The sequence below is a fragment of the Streptomyces sp. NPDC025793 genome, assembly GCF_055558375.1.
Map to the genome: position 1 here is coordinate 58,403 of NZ_JBVHMR010000032.1, position 19,861 is coordinate 78,263.

14 protein-coding genes and 3 pseudogenes are annotated in these 19,861 nt (G+C 69.5%); 10 read left to right on the forward strand and 7 right to left on the reverse strand.

Going from position 1 to position 19,861, the window contains the following annotated elements; translation table 11 throughout:
* Nucleotides 1-51: 51 nt before the first annotated feature.
* Complete coding sequence (locus tag ACZ4MF_RS37445; RefSeq protein ID WP_467497244.1) at nucleotides 52-981, reverse strand: LysR family transcriptional regulator; 930 nt, start codon at nucleotides 979-981, stop codon at nucleotides 52-54.
* 368 nt (nucleotides 982-1,349) lie between these two features.
* On the reverse strand, nucleotides 1,350-1,766 hold the full coding sequence (locus ACZ4MF_RS37450; protein ID WP_467497246.1) for a MarR family winged helix-turn-helix transcriptional regulator: 417 nt from the start codon (nucleotides 1,764-1,766) through the stop codon (nucleotides 1,350-1,352).
* Between the two features lie 380 nt (nucleotides 1,767-2,146).
* Here ACZ4MF_RS37450 and ACZ4MF_RS37455 point away from each other — a divergent pair, with 380 nt between their 5' ends.
* From ACZ4MF_RS37455 to ACZ4MF_RS37465, 3 genes and pseudogenes are all read left to right on the forward strand, one after another.
* Nucleotides 2,147-4,891, forward strand: a complete 2,745-nt coding sequence (locus ACZ4MF_RS37455) for a multifunctional oxoglutarate decarboxylase/oxoglutarate dehydrogenase thiamine pyrophosphate-binding subunit/dihydrolipoyllysine-residue succinyltransferase subunit (protein ID WP_467497248.1) — start codon at nucleotides 2,147-2,149, stop codon at nucleotides 4,889-4,891.
* Nucleotides 4,892-4,972: 81 nt separating this feature from the next.
* A pseudogene (locus tag ACZ4MF_RS37460) lies at nucleotides 4,973-5,372 on the forward strand (1-deoxy-D-xylulose-5-phosphate synthase N-terminal domain-containing protein); the annotation flags it as partial.
* Nucleotides 5,373-5,395: 23 nt separating this feature from the next.
* Nucleotides 5,396-5,875, forward strand: a complete 480-nt coding sequence (locus ACZ4MF_RS37465; protein WP_467497249.1) for an SLAC1 family transporter — start codon at nucleotides 5,396-5,398, stop codon at nucleotides 5,873-5,875.
* A 97-nt stretch (nucleotides 5,876-5,972) separates the two neighbouring features.
* On the opposite strand, the gene ACZ4MF_RS37470 is transcribed toward ACZ4MF_RS37465, so the two are convergent.
* Nucleotides 5,973-7,052, reverse strand: coding sequence for a TDT family transporter (locus ACZ4MF_RS37470; protein ID WP_467497251.1), 1,080 nt, complete (start codon nucleotides 7,050-7,052; stop codon nucleotides 5,973-5,975).
* 568 nt (nucleotides 7,053-7,620) lie between these two features.
* Here ACZ4MF_RS37470 and ACZ4MF_RS37475 point away from each other — a divergent pair.
* From ACZ4MF_RS37475 to ACZ4MF_RS37485, 3 genes are all read left to right on the forward strand, one after another.
* On the forward strand, nucleotides 7,621-8,625 hold the full coding sequence (locus ACZ4MF_RS37475; protein ID WP_467497253.1) for a GlxA family transcriptional regulator: 1,005 nt from the start codon (nucleotides 7,621-7,623) through the stop codon (nucleotides 8,623-8,625).
* Nucleotides 8,626-9,093: 468 nt separating this feature from the next.
* Nucleotides 9,094-9,900 (forward strand): DNA-3-methyladenine glycosylase, encoded by an 807-nt coding sequence (locus tag ACZ4MF_RS37480; RefSeq protein ID WP_467497254.1) that lies wholly within the window; start codon nucleotides 9,094-9,096, stop codon nucleotides 9,898-9,900.
* 266 nt (nucleotides 9,901-10,166) lie between these two features.
* Nucleotides 10,167-11,627 carry an MFS transporter gene (locus ACZ4MF_RS37485; RefSeq protein WP_467497256.1) on the forward strand — a complete coding sequence of 487 codons (1,461 nt, stop codon included), beginning with the start codon at nucleotides 10,167-10,169 and terminating at the stop codon, nucleotides 11,625-11,627.
* 256 nt (nucleotides 11,628-11,883) lie between these two features.
* On the opposite strand, the gene ACZ4MF_RS37490 is transcribed toward ACZ4MF_RS37485, so the two are convergent.
* A complete protein-coding gene (locus tag ACZ4MF_RS37490) occupies nucleotides 11,884-12,768 on the reverse strand; it encodes a LysR family transcriptional regulator (RefSeq protein WP_467497257.1) in 885 nt (294 codons plus the stop codon).
* A 71-nt stretch (nucleotides 12,769-12,839) separates the two neighbouring features.
* Between ACZ4MF_RS37490 and ACZ4MF_RS37495 the strand changes: the two genes are divergently transcribed.
* Both ACZ4MF_RS37495 and ACZ4MF_RS37500 read left to right on the forward strand, forming a co-directional pair.
* The gene (locus ACZ4MF_RS37495; protein WP_467497259.1) at nucleotides 12,840-13,256 is read left to right on the forward strand and encodes an ester cyclase; all 417 of its coding nucleotides are present in this window, start codon (nucleotides 12,840-12,842) and stop codon (nucleotides 13,254-13,256) included.
* Nucleotides 13,246-14,004, forward strand: a complete 759-nt coding sequence (locus tag ACZ4MF_RS37500) for an SDR family NAD(P)-dependent oxidoreductase (RefSeq protein ID WP_467497260.1) — start codon at nucleotides 13,246-13,248, stop codon at nucleotides 14,002-14,004. The genes ACZ4MF_RS37495 and ACZ4MF_RS37500 overlap by 11 nt, the downstream gene beginning before the upstream one ends.
* A 192-nt stretch (nucleotides 14,005-14,196) precedes the next feature.
* On the opposite strand, the gene ACZ4MF_RS37505 is transcribed toward ACZ4MF_RS37500, so the two are convergent.
* The 3 genes from ACZ4MF_RS37505 to ACZ4MF_RS37515 form a co-directional block, all read right to left on the reverse strand.
* Entirely contained in the window at nucleotides 14,197-16,587 is a 2,391-nt protein-coding gene (locus tag ACZ4MF_RS37505) for a SpoIIE family protein phosphatase (protein ID WP_467497262.1), read from the reverse strand.
* Nucleotides 16,588-16,727: 140 nt separating this feature from the next.
* Nucleotides 16,728-17,441, reverse strand: a complete 714-nt coding sequence (locus ACZ4MF_RS37510) for an SDR family NAD(P)-dependent oxidoreductase (RefSeq protein WP_467497276.1) — start codon at nucleotides 17,439-17,441, stop codon at nucleotides 16,728-16,730.
* A gap of 465 nt (nucleotides 17,442-17,906) precedes the next feature.
* A complete protein-coding gene (locus ACZ4MF_RS37515; protein WP_467497264.1) occupies nucleotides 17,907-18,527 on the reverse strand; it encodes a TetR/AcrR family transcriptional regulator in 621 nt (206 codons plus the stop codon).
* Nucleotides 18,528-19,089: 562 nt separating this feature from the next.
* On the opposite strand from ACZ4MF_RS37515, the pseudogene ACZ4MF_RS37520 reads away from it, so the two are divergent.
* Both ACZ4MF_RS37520 and ACZ4MF_RS37525 read left to right on the forward strand, forming a co-directional pair.
* Nucleotides 19,090-19,391, forward strand: a pseudogene (locus tag ACZ4MF_RS37520) (muconolactone Delta-isomerase family protein).
* A gap of 158 nt (nucleotides 19,392-19,549) precedes the next feature.
* Nucleotides 19,550-19,740 (forward strand): annotated as a pseudogene (locus ACZ4MF_RS37525) (Cif family virulence factor); the annotation flags it as partial.
* Nucleotides 19,741-19,861 lie beyond the last annotated feature (121 nt).

A 19,861-nucleotide genomic window follows, 5' to 3' on the forward strand; every position in this document is an offset into this window, starting at 1 on the left:
GTGGAAGGACCGGTTTCCTACCGCCTGGGAGGCGCAGCCTCTCAGCGCACGTCAGGCCGGGATCGCGTAGGGATCATCGGCGGGCAGCCAGGCGTCCGGGGCGTGGATCCCGAGGTCGCCGACGCCGTCGCACAGGGCGTCGACGGCGGCGAGGACTCCGGGACGGTCCTCGCTCGCGCGCCAGACCAGGGACCAGGTCCAGTAGACCTTCGGCGCGACGATCTCGCGGCGGACCAGGTCGGGCGGGAGCGGAGCGGTCTGCCCCTTGGGCGAGTTGAGGACTGGGTGGGTGCAGCGGCGGACGTGGTCGAAGAAGGCGGGGCCGGTGATGGCACCATCGGAGATGCGCACCGGGCGGGCCCCGGTGACCTGCGTCAGTTCCTCGGCGTACACGTTCCAGGACGCCCAGGAGGTGATGTCATCGTCAATCAGTACATCGGTGTCCCGGGCCGCCACATCCGGTGGGTCGCTGGTGTCGCCGCCCTTCGCGACGGCGTAGAGACGGTCGGCGCCGATCAGTCGTGCCCGCAACCCGAGCCGCTCGAGGTCCTCGGCGCGAACCCAGCAGACGGCGAGGTCGAGGCTGCCGTCGGCAACCCGCGCGGCCTGGGTGTGCGAGGGGGCGACCCAGGCGTCCAGGTGCACCTGGACCGCTGCGGCTGTCCGCGAAGTCAGGTCCGGCGGCAGCCAGTTGACGTAACCGAGCCGCACCGACTCCGAGCCCGACCGTCGGCCGGCCTGGCGCTTGAGGTCGTCGGCCCGCTCCAGCAGGGCACGGGTGTGCGGGAGCAGCGCGGCGCCGGCCGGGGTGAGGGAGACCGAGCGGCGGCTACGGTCGAACAGCCGGACGCCCAGGTCCCGTTCGAGCGCCTTGATCTGCTGGGAGAGCGAGGGGCCCGCGATGAGCAACCGCTCGGCGGCCCGGCCGAAGTTCAGTTCCTCGGCGACGGCGACGAAATACCGCAGCTGGCGCAGTTCCACGCCGCCATGCTACGCGCGCTGGGAGGCCGCGCCTCTCAGCAGCGAGGCGGCCGGTCATGCCATCAGTGCCGGCCTCGGGCGCACGAATGCCTCACCGACGACCGCGAGGCTACATCGTGCGAGAGCTCCTGGCCGAGATCACCGTGAGCGTCCCCGGCAGCAAGCCGCGCGACGGAACTGCCGGCCACGGCGATCTGGCCCGGCTGTGGCGCCCGGTGGCCGAGTTCTGCGCCTTCGGAGTGTGGCGGGCCGACGACGAGACGTGGGGTTTCGCCGTTGGTGGTGTAGGCCACGGGCTGGATTCGCCGCACAAGCCGCGCCCGGGTGCCGTCCGCCGACCACAGCCGTTGGCGTGGAAAACGAGCAGATCAAGTGACGTCACACGATCGGCCGGACGGATCCTGGGTGTCCAGCTCCGGACCGAGGTGCTGGCGCATCAGCACCTGCGCGGTCGTCTCGGCGGCGGCGAACCTGGAGCGTCCTGCGTCGGTCAGGGTGGCCTCGACCGTCCTGCGGTCTCCGGCACGACGATGGCGATCAATCAGTCCGGCCGCCTGCAGACCCCTGAGGAGGTAGGACATCCGGTCCCCGGATTCCCGGAGGAACGCCGCCAGCTTGGCAACGGGCACAGATCCGCTCGCGGTATCGGCGAGCGCGCCGAGAATGAGGTAGTCATGGAGCGACAGACCGTGCCGCACCCGCAACTCACCGTGCACCAGACCCAAGGTCCGCAGGACCCCTGGAAACTTCCACCGCGTGGTGTCCGGCAAATCGTAGTCGATCATATTCCTTCCCAGGGGTCGGTTCTCCGGCCACAAGCCCGCGGCCGTAGCACCACAACCAGATTCCCTACGACGTCGATCCCGGACCGGACGGACACGACGCCCTCGGATCAGGACGGCGTCACCCGCCCGCACTCCGAATCTGCGACGACGGCAGGCAGCAGGCCGTCACCCGTCCGATGTCCTGATGTGAGGCCGTCGTGGCGCGCCCGGCCGTCCGTCTCCGCACTCCCGGCGTCCTAGCGTCGTCAGTGCGACGCGGTCGTACGGGTCGGTCTCCGCAAGGGTTGCGAAGTCCTCGAACACCTGACACGCAGGCGGACGACCACCCTAGCCGCGTCCGCCATCCCAAGGCTTCGCAGAGGAAAGAAGGCGTTCGCGCCATGGCGTCGCAATCAGACACCGCTCAAGCAGCGTCTCACGGGCTGGACTTCGGGCTGAACGAATGGGTCGTGGACGAGCAGCGGCGGCGTTACCTCCACGACCCCGGCTCGGTCGACCAGACGTGGAGGAACTTCTTCGCCACTCTGGTGTCCCCGGCCGCCGCGGCCTCGCTGACCGCCTCAGCCCAACACCACAAGGGCACCGACGAGGCGGCGCTCAAGGCGGTACGGGTCGCGGCGCTCATCCACGCGTATCGCGTGCGCGGGCATCTGGTGGCCGGAACGGACCCGCTCATGGCGCGGCCCGCCGCAGCACATCGGGAGCTCGACATCGCCGCGTTCGGACTTGACGACGCGGACCGGGCGGAGGACTTCGCCGTGGACGGGTTCGCCGGGCGCGCCACGATGTCACTCGACGAAGTGCTCGGCGAGTTGCGGGAGTTCTACTGCCGCACCGCCGGGTTCGAGTACATGCACATCCAGGACGCCCGGGAACGCCACTGGATCCAGCAGCGCGTCGAGGGGCCACAGCGCCGCCCGGACCGTGCCGGACAGCTGCGGATCCTCTACCGGTTGGGGGCCGCGGAGGCCTTCGAGACGTTCCTGCAGACCAAGTACGTGGGCCAGAAGCGGTACTCGCTCGAAGGCGGCGAGTCGGCCATCGTGCTGCTCGACGCCCTGTTGCTCCGCGCCATCGAAGACGGTGTCCAAGAAGCCGTCATCGGGATGGCGCACCGCGGCCGGCTCAACGTCCTGGCCAACATCATCGGCAAGTCCTACGGCCAGATATTCGACGAGTTCGAGGACGCGGTGGACATCCGGTCGGTCCAGGGCTCGGGGGACGTGAAGTACCACCTCGGCGCTGAGGGCACCTACCGTGCCCTGGACGGCGGCACCATCGCCGTCTCGGTCGTGGCGAACCCCTCGCACCTGGAGATCGTGGGGCCGGTGGCCCAGGGCGTGGTGCGCGCCAAGCAGGACCTGGCCGGGGACCAGGGCGAGCCCTTCCCCGTACTGCCGGTCGTCCTCCACGGCGACGCGGCCTTCGCCGGCCAGGGCGTGGTCGCCGAGACCCTGAACATGTCGCAACTGCCGGGCTACCGCACGGGCGGGACGGTCCACGTGGTCGTCAACAACCAGGTCGGCTTCACCACCCTGCCCGGCCACGGCCGTTCGAGCACGTACGCCACCCATGTGGCACGTATGGTGGAGGCCCCGATCTTCCACGTCAACGGCGACGACCCGGAAGCCGTCGACCGCGTCGCACGGATGGCCTTCGACTACCGCCAGACGTTCCACAAGGACGTCGTGGTCGATCTGGTCTGCTACCGGCGCCACGGGCACAGCGAGGTCGACGACCCGTCCATCACGCAGCCGATGATGTACGAACGCATCGAAGCCAAGGATTCGGTGCGCACGCTGTACGCCGCGGCCCTCATACGCCGCGGGGACATCGGCGAGCGGCAGGTGGACAGTGCCCGCCGCAACTACCAGGGTCACCTCGAACGGGCCTTCGCCGAGACCCGGGCGCTGCCCGCTCCCGCACCGGCCGAAGACCTTCCTTGCGCCGACGCCGGACAGGCGGCAACCCAGCGCACGGCGACCGCGATCGACGAGGCGACAGCCCGTCAGGTCATCGCATCGCAGACCGACCTGCCGCAGGGCTTCACCGTGCACCCGCGTGTCCTGCCGCAGCTCCACCGGCGTACGGCGACGCTCGACACCGGCACCGTCGACTGGGCCACCGCGGAGACACTGGCGATCGGTTCGCTGCTGTTGGAGGGCGTCCCGGTACGGCTGGCCGGACAGGACTCCCGGCGCGGCACCTTCGGCCAGCGCCACGCCGTACTGACCGACCGGCGCACCGGCGCGGAGCACACGCCGCTGAACTCCCTCAGCCCGCAGGCCGCGAGCTTCGCACCGTACGACTCGATGCTGTCCGAACTGGCGGCGCTGGCCTTCGAGTACGGCTATGCGCAGGCCCGTCCGGAAGCCCTGGTGCTGTGGGAGGCCCAGTTCGGTGACTTCGCCAACGGCGCGCAGACGGTCGTCGACGAGTACATCGCCTCGTCCGAGCAGAAGTGGGGCCAGCGCTCCACAGTGACCATGCTTCTGCCCCACGGCCTGGAGGGCCAGGGTCCGGACCACTCCTCCGCCCGGACCGAACGCTTCCTGCAACTGTGCGCGCAGGACAACATGACCGTGGCCATGCCCTCCCTGCCGGGCAACTACTTCCATCTGCTCAGGCAGCAGGCGCTGGACGGCCGCAGGCCACTGGTGGTCTTCACCCCGAAGTCGATGCTGCGGTCGAAGGCGGCCGTCTCCGCCCTGGCCGAGTTCACCCAGGGCGGCTTCCGCCCTGTCCTGCCGGACGGCACGACGGACCCGGCCCGTGTCTCGCGCGTGCTGCTGTGCTCGGGCAAGGTCTTCTACGACCTCGCCGCCCACCGGCACGCCGCGGGCACGACCGACACGGCGATCGTCCGCGTGGAGCGCCTCTACCCGTTCCCCGCCGAGGAACTCGCGGCGGAACTCGCCCGTTTCCCCGCGGCCGCGGACGTGCGGTGGGTGCAGGAGGAGCCGGAGAACCAGGGTGGGTGGTCGTTCGTCGCGCCGCGTCTGCACCGGCTGACCCGGCGCGCTGTGGAGTGCGTGAGCCGGCCCGAGGCGCCCGCGCCCGCGGTCGGCTCGGCCCGCCGGCACGGCGTCGAGCAGAAGGCTCTCGTGACATCGGCCTTCCAGTGATCAGCGGCTCGCGCGGTGCGCATCGGCTGCCCACCGCGCGTATCCGTCGACACCACGGCAGCATCGAGGAGGAGCAGCGGCATGAGCCTGCTGGCGCGCGTCAACCAGCCCGCGGACCTGAGGGTCTGAGCCGTCCAGAGCTGGTCCGGCCGGCCGGGGAGATCCGCGACTTCCTGGTCCGCCATGTCGCGGCCACGGGAGGCCATCTGGGGCCCATCCTCGGCGTCGTGGAACTGACCCTGGCGCTGCACCGGGTCTTCTACTCCCCGCGCGACCGGCTGCTGTGGGACGTCGGGCACCAGGCGTACGTCCACAAGATCGTGACGGGGCGGGCCGGTGAGTTCTCCGGCCTGCGGCAGCGTGGGGGCTTTCCGGATACCCGAGCCGGGAGGAGTCAGCGCACGACCACATCGAGCACTCCCACACATCGGTAGCCCTGTCGTACGCCGACGGCATGACCGAGGCCGCACAGCTCGCAGGAGGCCGGTGCAGCCGGAAGGCCTCATGACGTCCGTATGGATCTTCATGGGGTCGGCGGCGATCGCCGTGCTCGCCGAAGTCCGGCTGATCGCACTCCATCCAGGCACCACGATGTTGTCGCGCCCGCTCATCATCGGGACGTCCGTCGTCCTGTGGGCGTTCTCAAGCTGGCTGATCCCGCTCCTGCTGGCTCTGGGCGTTTGGCGGCACGCGCTGCGCCGTATCCCGCCGCGTTACGAGCTCGGCTGGTGGAACCTCGTCTTCCCGGTCGGCACGTATGCGGTCACCACGCATGAGCTGGGACGCGCGACCGCAACCTCGTGGATGACGAGCGTGGGCCGCTGGGTGGTCTGGATCGCCGTGGTGTTCTGGGCTGTCGTGTTCGCCGCCATGGTGGCCGCCAGACTCCGGGCCCGCCCCACGACCGCGCACGGATCCGCCGGTGCGGGGCAGATGGCCCGCCCGCAGAGCACGGCCTCGACGGCACCCGGGGCGCTGCCATAGGCACGTGTTGCGATGCGGCGCGAACTCGGCTGCCCGTCGGCAGACAGCCGGGTTCGCGCGACGCGTCCGTGTCATGCGGAGCGTTGCACCGGTCCTGTCAGGGGCGGGCGCGCTCACGCTGCCGGACAGCATGGCGCAGGGAGTGCCAGGCGACGACCGCCCAGGCGGCGACGAGCAGGGCGTACAGGACGACGGCGATCCAGACGAACAGCTGCGCGCCGGTACGAGCAGCGAGCGCGCTGGTGCCGGTGACGCACGCACCGAGGGGGAAGATGAAGGACCACCAGGTGGCTGCGAAGGGCAGCCCTCTGCGGATTTCCCGTACGGTCAGCGCCGTGGCCAGTACCAGCCACAGCAGGGCGAAGCCCCAGATCCCGAGCCCACCCAGGAGCGCTACGACACCACTCCCGCGCGCGTACGGGGCGGGCAGCGCGCTCGGCGCCGCCGTGGCCAGCGTCCCCAGCGCCGTCACCGCCTGATCGAGCGCCCCCACGCCGATCCACATCGTGGGCACCACCGCACCGCCGGGCGCGTCATGATGCACCAGGCGGCTGTAGATCATGGCCAGCACCAGCAGGACCGCGACCAACCCGAGCCCGAGCATCGAGTAGCAGCACAGCAGCAGGGCCAGCCGCACCTGCCCGGCCGGCGCCCGCGGGACGAGCAGCGCGCCCGTCGCGGCGGAGACCAGCGGCGGCACCACCGGTAGCAGCCAGCCGCCGAACGCCGCGTCCGGCGTGAAACGGTGCCGCGTGACCATCAGATACGGCACCGTGCAGGCAGTGGCCAAACCCAGCACCGTACCGGCCGACCACAGCACCCAGTCCACATCCACCGCCGCACGCTCCCCGATCAGCCGCCGGCCGAGCAGCAGCGTGCCGGCCCCGACGGTGAGCAGAGCCATCGGCGGCGCCCCGAAGAACTGGGCCAGTACCGGATCACCGGCATGCACCCGCAGCGTCCGCTGCCCGGTATAGCTGACGGCGAGCACGATCAGCAGCAGCGCGGTTCCCGCCCAGACCACCGTGGCGGCCTCGCCGAGCCCGGGGAATCCGCGCGGCAGGGTGGCGGCCGCGACGGCGACGATCCCGCTGCCCATGACGGCGGCGAACCAGCCGGGACCGAGCCGGCCACGCTCCCTGCCGTTCCCCTCGTCCGGCTGGTCACGTACATGCACGGACGATCTCGGGGCCGAGCCGACCGCGGACGCTCTCGCGGCCGGGCCGACCTGGCACGGGACCGCTCGGCTGGTACTGGGGTGGGGTGTCACGGCGCGGAGTGCCTTCTCTTGGGGTGTCGGATTCGTCACCGTCCAGGACCAGCCACGGTGACGGAGCGGCCGACTGGCCAGGCCACACCCAGCAGCTCAGGGAAGCGGCCGAGACGGTCGGCCCGCTGGCGCCCTCGACGCTATGGCGAAGCGCGGCTCCCGCCACAGACCAGCACGCGCCATGACGCCCTCACACCAGGACATCGAGCACCGCGCAGGCCCGTTGCCGGGTGCCGCCCGGATGCCCCGATGTCCTTGTCCGAGCGTGTTGTGGCCACACCTGTGGCCATGACGAGACGGCAAGCGACCGCTGAACACGGACGAGGCGCCGAAGCCCGATGCCTCGTTCCACACCACGGAAGGCAGCAACATGCCGCAGGGACGCGGACGACAATCGGCACGGGAGCGGCAGAGCATCGCCGGGCGGATGATGGTGTCCTCCGATGTGGGCCCCAGTCCGTCCGGGAGGCGCACGATGAAGGACAGGCCGTCAGCCAGGAAGCCGCTCCTGGTGACCGTGCTGGTCTTTCCCGGCGTACGGCTGCTCGACGTCACCGGCCCGATCGAGGTGTTCACGACAGCCAACGAATTCGGCGGCCGCTACCGCGTACGCATGGTCTCCCCTGACGGCTCCGACGTGGTCACCGCAGCCGGCACCGGACTGCGCGTCGACCTCGCTGCCGCGCAGGTACAGGCGGCCAGCGATGTGGTCGTCATCCCCGGCGGCCCGGAGTGGCCCTCCCTCATCAAGGACGACGCGCTGCTGGACGCCATGAGAGGGCTCGACGCACGCGGCTGCCGCACGGCGTCCATCTGCACCGGCGCCTTCCTCCTCGCCGCGGCCGGACTGCTCGACGGACGCAAGGCGACAACGCACTGGCGCTTCGCCGACCAGCTCGCCCTGCGCTACCCGAAAGTGACCGTGGAAGCGGACGCCCTGTTCGTACGCGACGGCCACATCATGACCTCCGCAGGCGTCACCTCGGGCATCGATCTCTCGCTCGCCCTGGTCGAGGAGCACCTCGGCGCCGACGTCGCTCGCGCCGTGGCCAAGGACATGGTCGTGTTCATGCAGCGGCCGGGCGGCCAGTCCCAGTTCAGTGTCCGCACCCACACCCCGCGCGCGAGACAGGAGATGCTGCGCCGGGTCCTGGACGCGGTCGCCGAGGACCCGTCCGCCCCGCACACCCTTGCCGCCATGGCGCGCCGGGCAGGTGTGAGCACCCGCCACATGACACGCCTGTTCCACGACGAGATGCACACGACCCCGGCCCGCTACGTCGAGCAGGTCCGCATGGAGGCCGCCCAGGCGATGCTGGAAGACAGCGACGACCCCATGGCCACGGTGGCCCGGCGCACCGGCTTCGGGTCACCGGAGTCGCTGCGCCGCGCCTTCACGCGCAACCTCGGCATCACGCCGGGAGCCTACCGGGCACGCTTCCGCACCACGCACACCGGAGTCGATGGCGCGAGCGCCTGAGCCCTGGAGGTATCCGGCGAGCACAGACAATCGCCGAAATCCGACAGGCCGGACGTGCCGGACGAGGCCAGTCAGGCTCTGCGAGCGCAGCCCGCCACGCGGATGCGCCGAAAGGACCGGCGAAGTACTGCGTCTCGTGCACGACCTGCTGGTCGGCGAATTCCATGACGCTCGCCGAGTACGAAGGCGCACCGTCGTAGAGGGTGGCGCATTCGCTCACCCATACATGCGCGTGGCCGGTGACGCGCAGGAGGGTGAAGCGCCGGTCGGCCGGATGCCCGCCGCGTTGTCTCGCGGCCCCGGAAACATTCGCCCGACTGCGGATGGGCCAGCATCGCGTCCGCAGCCTGGATCGCGTGCTCGGCCTCGATGTCACCTCGTCCGGAAGCGTGTTCCTTCCTCCTACGGCCTGGTGGGCGTTCGGCTCGAAGGTCCGCATCCGAGTGCCTCACGGCAGTCTTTCGGGCCATGGGGCGACGCAAGGAGAGCGCTGGGACGGAGGGGTCACCGGATCCGGCGACCCGGAACTCGACAGGAGGCAGCGGCTTGACAGAGAACCTGACGGTCCCGGGCGCGGGCGGGGCCGATCACGAGCAATTGCGGGCGTTCGATGAGCCAGGGGCGGCGTCGGCAGGGCGGTCCGCCTTGCGCGAGCACTTCTTCGACCGGCCCGCCCTTGAAGTGGCTCCCGAACTCCTGGGTGCTCTCGTGGTCTCGCGCTCGCAGCGCGGCGTGACGGCGGTGCGTATCACCGAGGTGGAGGCGTACGAGGGGCCGGACGATCCTGCCTCGCACGCGTTCCGGGGCCCGAACCGGACCAATCGAGCGGAGTTCGGGGCCCCGGGGACCTTCTATGTGTACCGGACGCACGCGGTGCATCGGTGCCTGAACGCCGTCTGCGGACCCGGGCGGCGTCCCGCTTCGGTGCTGCTCCGCGCCGGCACCGTCGTGGAGGGAGCAGACGTCGCGCAAGAACGCCGGGGGCCTGGGGTACGGGCGCGCGATCTGGCGCGCGGCCCGGCCAACCTCGCGCGAGCGTTGGGCATCGCCGATCTGCGTCATGACGGACAGCCAGCGTGCGACGGAGCGGCGGAGTTGTTCCTCGCGGAACCCGCCGGGGGCGTCTCGTCCGCGCGGGTCGGTCGAGGGCCGCGGACGGGGGTGGGCGGTCCTGCTGCTTTGTACCCCTGGCGCTTCTGGATGCTGGGCGAGTCGAGTGTCAGCCCCTATCGGGCGCACCCGGGGTATCGCCGGGGGATGAGGGCGCAGGACTGACCACTCCGTCCCGGGACACCGCAGGTGCCGACGCCGTTCCTCGGAGGCGGCGGCACCCGAAGGTGTTCAGGCTCGCTCCGGTACCGATCCCGCAGCGAAGACCGAATGTGCGCCTTCGCTGTCCTCATCCGCGGCCACGCACACCCGGCGCCTGCGAGTTGAACAGCTCAGGAAATGTCCGTGGGCCGGGCCGGCTCGCGCCCTCGCCTCCTGAGACGGCGTCCGGGGGCACCGCGGCGGCCCGACCGAACAGAAGGCGATCGGTGATGACTGCGATCAGTCCCACTCCCGAACCGGATCCGCGCAGGTGGCGCGCGCTCGGGATCATCTGCCTGGTGCAGGTGATGCTGCTCCTCGATGTGACCGTGGTCAATGTGGCGCTGCCCCCCATCCAGCACGATCTCGGCTTCACGACCACTGGCCTGGCCTGGGTCGTCAACGGCTACACCGTCACCTACGGTGGGCTGCTGATGCTCGGCGGGCGCCTGGGCGATCTGCTCGGCCGCAGACGCCTCTTCCTGACCGGCTTGGCGATCTTCGCGCTTTCGTCGGCGAGCGCCGGAGTGGCCCAGCAAGCCGGTGTACTGATCGCCAGCCGCTTCGTACAGGGCGTCGGTGCGGCACTCGTGAGCCCGGCGGCACTGTCCCTGGTGACGCTGCTGTTCACACAGCGGCAGGAAAGGGCACGGGCCATGGCCATCTGGAGTGGCCTGGCCGGAGTTGGTGTGGCCCTGGGCGTCGTACTCTCGGGCGTCCTGACCACCATCGCCTCCTGGCGTTGGATCTTCTTCATCAATCTGCCCATCGCCGCGTTCGCCTTTCTCGCCACCTTCAAGCTCGTCTCCGAAAGCCGGGCCACCAAGCGCGGTCGGCCTGACGTCCTCGGCGCCGTGACGGTCACCCTCGGTCTGCTCCTGGTCGTGTTCGGCCTCCTGGAGAAGGACAGCCACGCATGGCACTCGTTCTCCGTCGTGGGCTGCGTCGGGCTCGGTGTGCTCTGCTTGATCGGTTTCGTGCTGGTGGAGGCCCGCGTGGCCCAGCCTCTGGTGCCCCTCGCATTCCTGCGCTCACGTAACCGGAGCATCGCCAACATCGTTCGCATCTGCTACTACGTCGGCTTCGCCACCCTCTTCTTCTCACTGAGCCTGTATGTCCAGCGCATACTGCACTTTTCCGCGCTGGCCACCGGATTCGCCTTCGTACCGTTCGGGTTGGTCATTCTCTTCAGCGCCACCGTGATGGCACCACGCCTCCTTCCCCGGTTCGGTCTGCGGGCCCTGAACGGAGGAGGGCTTGCGGTCACCACCGTCGGCTACCTCCTCCTTGCCGGGCTGAGCAGCCACGGCACCTATGTGGCCGACGTACTGCCCGGACTGATCCTCGTGCCGCTGGGAGGCGGACTCGTCCTCGTCGGATCCACTGTCGCCGGAGTGGACGGCGCCACCGGTGAAGACGCGGGCATCGCCACCAGCATGAACAATGCGTCCATGCAGATCGGGAGCGCCATCGGTCTGGCTGCCCTGGTCTCACTGGGCACCGGCCACGCCGCCGTGCTGCGGCGTGCGGGCGCCGACCCGTTGACCGCCGCCGCGCACGGTTACGCCTTCAGCTTCACCATCGCCGCCGGCATGACGGCCTTCGGTGCGTTCCTCGGCTTCGCCGGAATCCGCCCGACACCGGCCGAGACTCCGACGGTGAGGACCAACGCCAAGGAGCGCGTGGTCTGACGTGCCGGCGGCGGCGAAAGCGAGAGTCTGCGGCCGCGGCGGGCAATGGTCCTACCGCTGCGTGTCAGGGGACATGGTGGGCCCCGCTCGAAGAGGCCGAGTGCGCGCCAGCTGTTCGTGCGACGGCGGCATTGCCGGGTCGGAGCTTCCATCGGCTGCCTCCCCTGCTCCCTCCCATGGACGCCTCAAGCCCGTCATCCGGCATGACCTTGTTCTTCTCGGCGTCTGGGGCAGGTGAGCGTCAACAGACCTGGGATCAACGGCGTTCGACAGAACCGGTGAGGCAGTCACGGGCCGCCGTGCGGAACGCGGCCACCAGTCGGCTGCGGTCCACGGCCCGGGTCGCCACGACGACCTGGCCCGGCTCCACGCCGTGCAGCGGGATGGCGGTGAGGTCGGCCCGGAGGCCACCTGTGTGCAGGGCGGCAGGGATGATGGCCACGGCCTGCCCCGCGGCGATGCATTCGAGCTTGTCCTCGATGGTCTCGACCGGGGGTCCGTCGGGGGCGGGGCGGCCTCCCGGCCGCGGGTCGATGCGCCAGTACGCGTCCCACTCCCGATCCGGGAAGCGGGGTATCGGCTCCGCCTCGATGTCGGCGAGCGTCACCGATTCGTGCCCCGCCAGCCGGTGTCCGACCGGCATGAGCAGCATCTTCGGCTCGTCGTGCAGGATCGTCACGTGCAGGCCGTCGGTTCGCAGCGGCAGGCGGGTGATCACCGCGTCGACCCGCCGGTCGAGGAGTGCCTCGCGCGGCTCGTGCCACTCCAGGTGCAGCGTGCGTACGTCGGCGTCGGGGCGTCGGTGCCGCACGTTCCGCACCGCCGGGGTGACGATCAGGCCCGCGGTGTAGCCGACGGTGATCCGGGTGGGCTGCGCGGCGGCCCGGGCGGCAGCCGTGGCCTGCCCGGAGATGCGCAACAAGGCGCGTGCGTGGGGGAGGAAGACCTCCCCGGCTTCCGTGAGCCGCGTGCCCTGTCGCGTACGGTCGAACAGCCGCGCCCCCACCTGGGCCTCGAGCTGGCTGATCTGCCGGCTCAGCGACGGCTGCGCGATGTGCAACTCGGCCGCGGCTCGGCCGTAATGCAGGTGTGACGCGACGGCGGCGAAGTAGCGCACCAGCCGTAGGTCGAGATCCGTCATGCCTGGATCGTATGACGTGGTGCGGAACAGGTCTTTGATCACTAGGGGTGCGCGTCCCTAGCGTGAGATCCATGCCAACCGACAATGAGATCGCTGTCCGGCTCTTCTACGAGGCCCTCGCCACCGGTGACACCGCGCTGGTCGACGAGGCACTCGCTGCTGATTGGGACGCCGTCCCGCCGTTGCGCGCCGGGAGCGGACCGGAAGGATGGAAGGCGAGCATCGCTCACCTGCGCGGTGTCTTCAGCGACCTGACCATCGAGATCGAGGACGTCGTCGCGGACGGGGACATGGTCGCGGTGCGGGCGGTCAGCCGTGCGAGGCAGACCGGGGAACTCCTCGGCGTCGAGGGCACCGGGCGGGAGGTCGAGTTCCGGGCGGCCGACTTCCACCGGGTGGTCGACGGCCGCATCGTACGGACGTGGCACCTGGAGGACTACTTCGCGATCGCCACCCAGATCGGTCTGGAGTTCAGCCGTGGGGCTTGACGGAAAGACGGCGGTGGTGACCGGGGCGGCCCGGGGCATCGGGTACGCGTACTGCCGGCGGCTCGCCGCGGACGGCGCCCATGTCGTCGCTGTCGACATCGACGATCCGGCGGACGCCGTGGCGGAGCTGACGGGTGGGGGCGACAAGCTGGGGCTGGTGTGCGACATCAGCGAGCCCTCGCAGGTCGACGCCGTGGCCGAGACGGTCCTCGACCGGTACGGGCGCTGCGACATCCTCGTCAACAATGCCGGCATCTTCCCTTTCACCGACCTCGACCACGTGACGATCGAGCTGTGGCGCAAGGTGCAGGCGGTCAACGTCGAGGCGACCCTGCTCTTCGCCCAGGCGTTCGCGCCGGGGATGCGGGCCGCCGGGTGGGGGCGCATTGTCAACACCGGCTCGGGCATCACCGTGACGCAGAACCGCGACCTGGCATACCTGACCAGCAAGGGCACCGTACACGCGCTGACCCGGGCGCTCGCCAACGAACTCGGTGGCAGCGGCATCACCGTGAACGCGATCGCGCCCGGCCTGGTGGCGACGGAGGGTTTCCTGGGCCGCGTCAGGACGAGCGGCCCGTCCGCCGACGAGGTCCTCGCCCGCGTGACGGCCATGCAGACCATCAAGCGCCGGTCCGTGCCGACGGATCTCGGCAGCGCGCTCGGCTTCCTGGTCTCGGACGACGCCGACTTCATCACCGGCCAGATCCTGCACGTCGACGGCGGCGTGACACGCACCGGAGCCTGATCGTGCTGGCCGCGATCACCGACCCTTTGCCCGACTCGGCACGCTCGCCTGTACGGCACTGGCCGCCGAGCACGAACCGGGCTTCGACGAGGTCACGTACCGCTCCGAAGACGGGACGCCATCCGGGGCTGCCGCCCCATCCGGAGCCGCGCCCCGCCCCGGCCTGTATGTCTCGGCGGAGGAGTGGGGAGGTCAGTCAGAATCGTGTGAGGCGGTCTCGGTCGCCGGGAGCACCTGTTCGGCCCACACGGTCTTGCCTTCGGTGTCGGAGGTGTAGCGGACGCCCCAGTCCTCGCTGAGTTGCGCGGAGATGAACAGGCCGCGTCCCCCCTCGTCCACCGTTCGGGCGTGACGCAAGTGTGGTGCGGAGGGGCTGCTGTCGTGGACCTCGCACGTCAGGGTGCGGTCTTTGATCAGGCGCAGTTGCACGGGTGGAGCCCCGTAACGGATCGCGTTGGTCACCAACTCGCTGACGATCAATTCGGTTGAATACGCGGTCTCGTCGTCGACTCCCCACGTGGCAAGCCGACGTCGCGTGCGCGCCCGAGCCTGGCCCACGGCTTCTGGCCGGTTGTCCAAGTCCCATGTGGCGACCCAGTCGGCGGGGAAGCCGCCGGTGCGGACAAGGAGGAGAACCGCATCGCCGGCGGGGGCATTGTCACCCAGCCGGTTGGCAGCGTCGTGGCAGATGTCCTGCAGGGGTCGTCGGCCGCGGACCAACAGCCGACGCAGAGAGTCCAGTTCGGCCGGCCCGTTGGACGAAAGAGCGGACACGAGCGAGGTGGTGTAGAAGGCGATGACGCTTCCCTTCGCTAGTGAGACGGTCGTCTTGGCGAACGGCGCTCCGTCTGCACTGCCCAATGGAGGCCCGTTGGGCAGGTCGAAGATCTCCGTAGTGCCGTCAGGGTGGACGAGGACGGGCGAGGGATGATCGGCCCGGGCGATGCTGCAGGTCCTGTTGAGTGGGTCGTAGACCGCGTACACGCATGTGGCGGTCAGCGGCTGCCGGCGCAGCGGGTCGTCGGCGGGCAGCGCGGCTCGCTCACGGGCCAGGCGTGTGGCGGTGTCGTTGAGACGCGCCAGGAGCTCGTCGGGCTCTAGGTCGAGGGCGACCAGCGTTTGCACGGCCGTGCGTACTTGCCCCATGGTCGCTGCGGCGTGGATGCCCTGTCCGGCGACTTCGCCGACCACCAGCGCGGTACGGGCGCCAGGCAGGGACAGGGCATCGAAGCAGCCGCCTGCTCCCTGAGTGCCCGGCACGAGCAGATGGGCGGTTTGGACACCGGTTCGTGAAGCCTGGCACGGAGCCAGCAGATACCGCTGAATGGTCGCGGCGGTGGTGTGCTCGCGGACGAACCGACGGGCATTGTCGAGACACACTGCCGTGTGCGCCGCCACTTCCATGGCCAGAGCGACTTCCTCCTCCTCGAAACAGGCGCCTCGCTTCGTCCGGTACAGGCTCAGCAGCCCCAGCACCGTGCCTCGCAAGGTCAGAGGAACGGCAAGAAGCGTCCGGGCCCCCGACGCCTGGATCGCTCGGGCGCGTTCGGGATCGGCCACCAGCCACGACGGCTTGCCGTCCAGCGCGATGACGCGGGGCTTGAGGTCGGTCAGCGTCCGTGCGTAGGGGGACGAGTACGGCAGGCCGCGCACGTCGCCGATCGGGTGGGCTTGCACCTCATGTTCGCCGCCGCTGTACCGGAAAGCAGCACGACGTAGCGGAACGTCCCGGCCGGCAGGCCCGGGCGGCTGGTCCTGACCGCGCATGAGCGCGTCCACGACTTCCACCACCGCCACGTCGGCGAAGCCCGGCACCAGCGCCTCGGCCAAGTCCTGGCAGGTGGTGACCAGATCGAGGCTCCGACCCACTCGCTCCCGCACCGCGTGGACGATACGTGACCGGGCCCTTGCCTGTTCACGCTGAGTGACGTCGACCGCCAACACGGCGACTCCCTGGACCGTCCCCTCTCGGTCGTCCAGACGGAACGCCGAAACACGCGCCGTACGCGCCACTTCGGAGGCGTTCCTGGCGTGGAAGCACACCACATGCTCCAACGACGACACGCCGCTCTCCAGTACGCCGCGCAAGATGCTCTGCACGTCGTCCGGGTCGTGGAAGTCATACAGGTCGCTGAGGCGGCTTCCGACGATCTGCTCCGGAACCGCTTGGCACATCACTTGTGCGGCTGCGTTGCATGCCGCGATCCGAAGCGTCGGATCCAGGACGTAGAGAGCGAAGGGTGCCTGCCTGAAGAGGGCTTCGAGCACTGCCGTGCCCATCCCGGGCGCCTTGTGGTCGTCCGCTGCATCCTGGAACACGCCCCACGCGACAGAGCCGTCTTCGCGGAGCAGTGGCCGCATCCGCAGATCGACGGCGACCGCGCGACCACTTCGGTGACACAGCGCTACCCGGACGTGTCCCAAAGAGTGGCCGGAAGCAGCTGGGACGGGCCTGACCAGGCTTGTTGCGGGCCGCCCCACTACCTCGCCCGCGGTATGCCCCAGCAGTTCCTCCGCCTGGCGACTCCACTCCACCACGACTCCCCCGCCGTCCATGACCATCAGCGGAGCATCGCGTGCCACGGCGACCACCTCCGTCAACCAGCTTGCCCGCAGATATCAGATTTGGCCATTTCTACCAATTTCATGGAAGGGCACCTCGTCCTCATCCCCTTCGGAGGATCAAGCGCCGTGGGCGGCCGAAGCCGGCACTGCGGCACCGCTCAGTGGCCGGCGCTCTGGCCGCCGTCGACGTGGAGGATCTCGCCGGTGACGAAGGGCGCGTTCTGTAGGTAGACGACCGCGTCGACGATGTCGCTGATCTCACCCATCCGCCCGAGCGGGTGAAGGGCGGCGAGCGCCTCATGAGAGTCATCTGAGTGCATCGGCGTCTTGATGACGCCGAGCGCGACCGCGTTACTGCGGACACCTCGCGCGGCGTACTCGATGGCCAGGGCCTTGGTGGCGGACTGCAGGCCACCCTTGGTCAGCGAGGCGAGCACCGAGGGGACCGCGGAACTGGCGTGGTCGACCAGGCTGGTGGTGATCTGGACGACGTGACCGCCACCTTGGCGGAGCATCTGCTCGACGGCGAGTTGGGTGATGCGGAAGAACCCGGCCATATTGACGGCGGTGGCCGTGTCGTAATCCTGCTGGGTGTACTCGGTGAACGGCTTGCCGATGAAGATGCCGGCGTTGTTGACCAGGGTGTCGATGCGACCGAAGCGCTCAAGCCCGGCGGCGACGACACGCTCAGCGGTGGCAGGGTCGGCAATGTCACCCTGAACGGTGAGGATCTCCGGATCCGAGGAGGCAGCGATGCCACGAGAGGTGGCGACGACGGCATAGCCGAGCTTGCGGTAGGCGTCCACCAGGCCGGCACCGATGCCCCGCGACGCACCGGTGATGACGGCGACCTTGCGGCTGGGACTGCTCATGGTTGTCCTTCCGATCGGGATCGGCCACCGTGCCGGCGTCAACCATCTGACTAGACAACCGGTCGGCAAGCCCACTGGTGGCGTCCAGGTGTCCAGCCCGCCCAGTCTCGGTCCAAGACGTCGTTGCGACGCGCAGCTCCCCGGTACACGCATGCTGAAATTGCACGAAACAACAACATACTGACCGGAAATCACTTACGAATGCCACCGCACAGGCAGATACCGGATTTACCGATGCCCGCGCTCACCAGGAATTGGGCGATCCCGAGAGAGGGTTCCGGTGGTTGTACTGCGGTGCGCGGCCGTCACCAGCGATCCGTTCAGCACATCCCTGCACAGGAATGAACGGTGCGTTCCGCGAACCCACTCGCGGCGTTGGAGGCCCACCTGCCGACGAAGAAGTGGCCGCGTTCTTTACAGTCTCTGGCCCGCGTGCGCACCCGAGCGACCCGGCGGCGGGGTTGGTCAGGAGCTGACGGTCGTCATGTCCGTTCGGTGTGCGGACAGCAGCGAAAGACAGTTCTCCCACAGGGCTTGGAGATGCTGAGTGTTGTTGTAGAGCTTGGCGAACAGCACTTGGCCCTCGAGCTGGGCGACGACCGACCGGGCGGCCTCCTGGGTGTCGCCGACGGTGACCTCCCCGCGCCCCCGGGCTTCGGCGACGACATTCTCGACCATCTCCACCTGGGCGTCGAAGATCTGCTGCAGGCGCTCGCGGATGGGTTCCGTCTGGTTGCTCAGCTCCAGGGTGAGGTTGCCGAACATGCATCCGGAGACGGTCCCGCAGCTCTGCTGACCCGCACGCAGGCCCGCCTCGGTCTCTTCGAACAGCCGGCGCAGCCGCGACAGCGGCTCCACATCGTCCTGCAGGGCCCGAACCCAGTCACCGCGCTGAGTCTCCCAGTGCTCGTCGAGCACCGCCAGGGCGAGAGCCTCCTTGGACTCGAAGAAGTAGTAGAAACTCCCCTTGGGCACACCGGCGGCCTTGCAGATCTCGGCCACACCCAGCGCGGAGTAGCCGCGCAGCTCGATGAGCGACTGCGCGGCGGTGAGGATCTTCGCCCTCGCATCACTCGTACGTCCCATGCCGCAAGTGTACGACCGGTCGTCTATAGCGAGCCACCGTGGCCCCGGGCGTCTGACACGCCGCCCGGGGGCGACGAATCGGTGGCCGACGCTCTGGCCGCCGTCGACGTGGAGGATCTCGCCGGTGACGAAGGGTGCGTTCTTCAAGGTAGACGACTGCGTCGACGAACCCCGTCGACGACACCACCCGCGCCGCCGCCCGCATCCAGGCCGAGCGCACCGTCAAGATAGCCGCTGCACTCAAGGCCGCTGCCCGACAGCCCGCTCGAGGCCGGCCTGTCGGCGGCGCTCCTGCGGCGCCGACAGGGGGTATCGGCACCTCTGCGTGCCACACCGTAACGCTCCGCCGGTGCCGATGCCCGGCGACTCCTCCCTTCACGGGAGGTCAGTACGTCCTCCGGCGCAGTGCTGGCGACGAGGATGACAGGTGGCTCCGCTTCGCGGTTCGACCGAGCGGCCTGCAGCGGGCCGGCACCGCTGCGACTCGCCGTCCGTTGACGATCGGCCGACCATGTCCCCGTCGGGAGCCACCACCCCCGCCGAACCGAGAGAGGAAAGGACCATGAACGAGTTCCTGGTCGAGCTCATCACGACCGTGCCAGAAGGCACCGACCCCGCCGAGGTCGATCGGCGTCGCGCTGCAGAGGCTGCCCGTGCGAAGGAGCTCGCCTGCGCGGGCCACCTGATCCGTCTATGGCGCCCGGTGGGCGAGCTCCGCAGCATTGGTGTGTGGCGCGCCGACCACGAGGCGGATCTGCGCGCGAAGGTCCTCGGAACACTGCCCCTGCGGCCCTGGATGACCGCGCGGTCACCGCACTGCAGCCGCATCCCAACGATCCGGGCCCGACCGGCTGCACGGCCTGATCGCGCCTCCCTCTGCCCACGCTCCCTGCGGCGGCCGCAGGGAGCGACGTCAGAACCAGTGCAGGGCGATGCCACGCCCGGGCAGCAAGCATGTTCCACGAGCAAGGAACGCCAACGACCGGGCGCCCCGAGCGCCCCTTGATGAGAGGAGAACCCTCATGACCAGCACAGCAACACAGGAGGCGATTCTGCGAGGCGTCATGGACCGATGGAAGGGTGCGGTCGACGCACACGAGCCGCAGGAAGTCGCCTCGTATTTCACCGAGGACGCTGTCTTCCAGGGGCTTCGTCCCTGCGCCGTCGGCCGTCAGGGTTCGCCGAGTACTACGATTCCCAGCCTCTGGACCTAGGCCGTTTCTGATGGCTCTTGCTGGGCTAGGCCGTTTCTGATGGCTCTTGGACGATGTCTCGGAGCCAGATGACGATCGCTGTGATGGCCAGGGTGCCGTTGAAGATGTAGTCGCGTTTGT

Bases quoted from the DNA above. Each gene is read 5' to 3' on its own strand.
- ACZ4MF_RS37450 (WP_467497246.1), bottom strand. From the start codon at position 1,766: ATGATCGACTACGATTTGCCGGACACCACGCGGTGGAAGTTTCCAGGG.
- ACZ4MF_RS37455 (WP_467497248.1), top strand. From the start codon at position 2,147: ATGGCGTCGCAATCAGACACCGCTCAAGCAGCGTCTCACGGGCTGGAC.
- ACZ4MF_RS37465 (WP_467497249.1), top strand. From the start codon at position 5,396: ATGACGTCCGTATGGATCTTCATGGGGTCGGCGGCGATCGCCGTGCTC.
- ACZ4MF_RS37475 (WP_467497253.1), top strand. From the start codon at position 7,621: ATGAAGGACAGGCCGTCAGCCAGGAAGCCGCTCCTGGTGACCGTGCTG.
- ACZ4MF_RS37480 (WP_467497254.1), top strand. From the start codon at position 9,094: ATGGGGCGACGCAAGGAGAGCGCTGGGACGGAGGGGTCACCGGATCCG.
- ACZ4MF_RS37485 (WP_467497256.1), top strand. From the start codon at position 10,167: ATGACTGCGATCAGTCCCACTCCCGAACCGGATCCGCGCAGGTGGCGC.
- ACZ4MF_RS37490 (WP_467497257.1), bottom strand. From the start codon at position 12,768: ATGACGGATCTCGACCTACGGCTGGTGCGCTACTTCGCCGCCGTCGCG.
- ACZ4MF_RS37495 (WP_467497259.1), top strand. From the start codon at position 12,840: ATGCCAACCGACAATGAGATCGCTGTCCGGCTCTTCTACGAGGCCCTC.
- ACZ4MF_RS37510 (WP_467497276.1), bottom strand. From the start codon at position 17,441: ATGAGCAGTCCCAGCCGCAAGGTCGCCGTCATCACCGGTGCGTCGCGG.
- ACZ4MF_RS37515 (WP_467497264.1), bottom strand. From the start codon at position 18,527: ATGGGACGTACGAGTGATGCGAGGGCGAAGATCCTCACCGCCGCGCAG.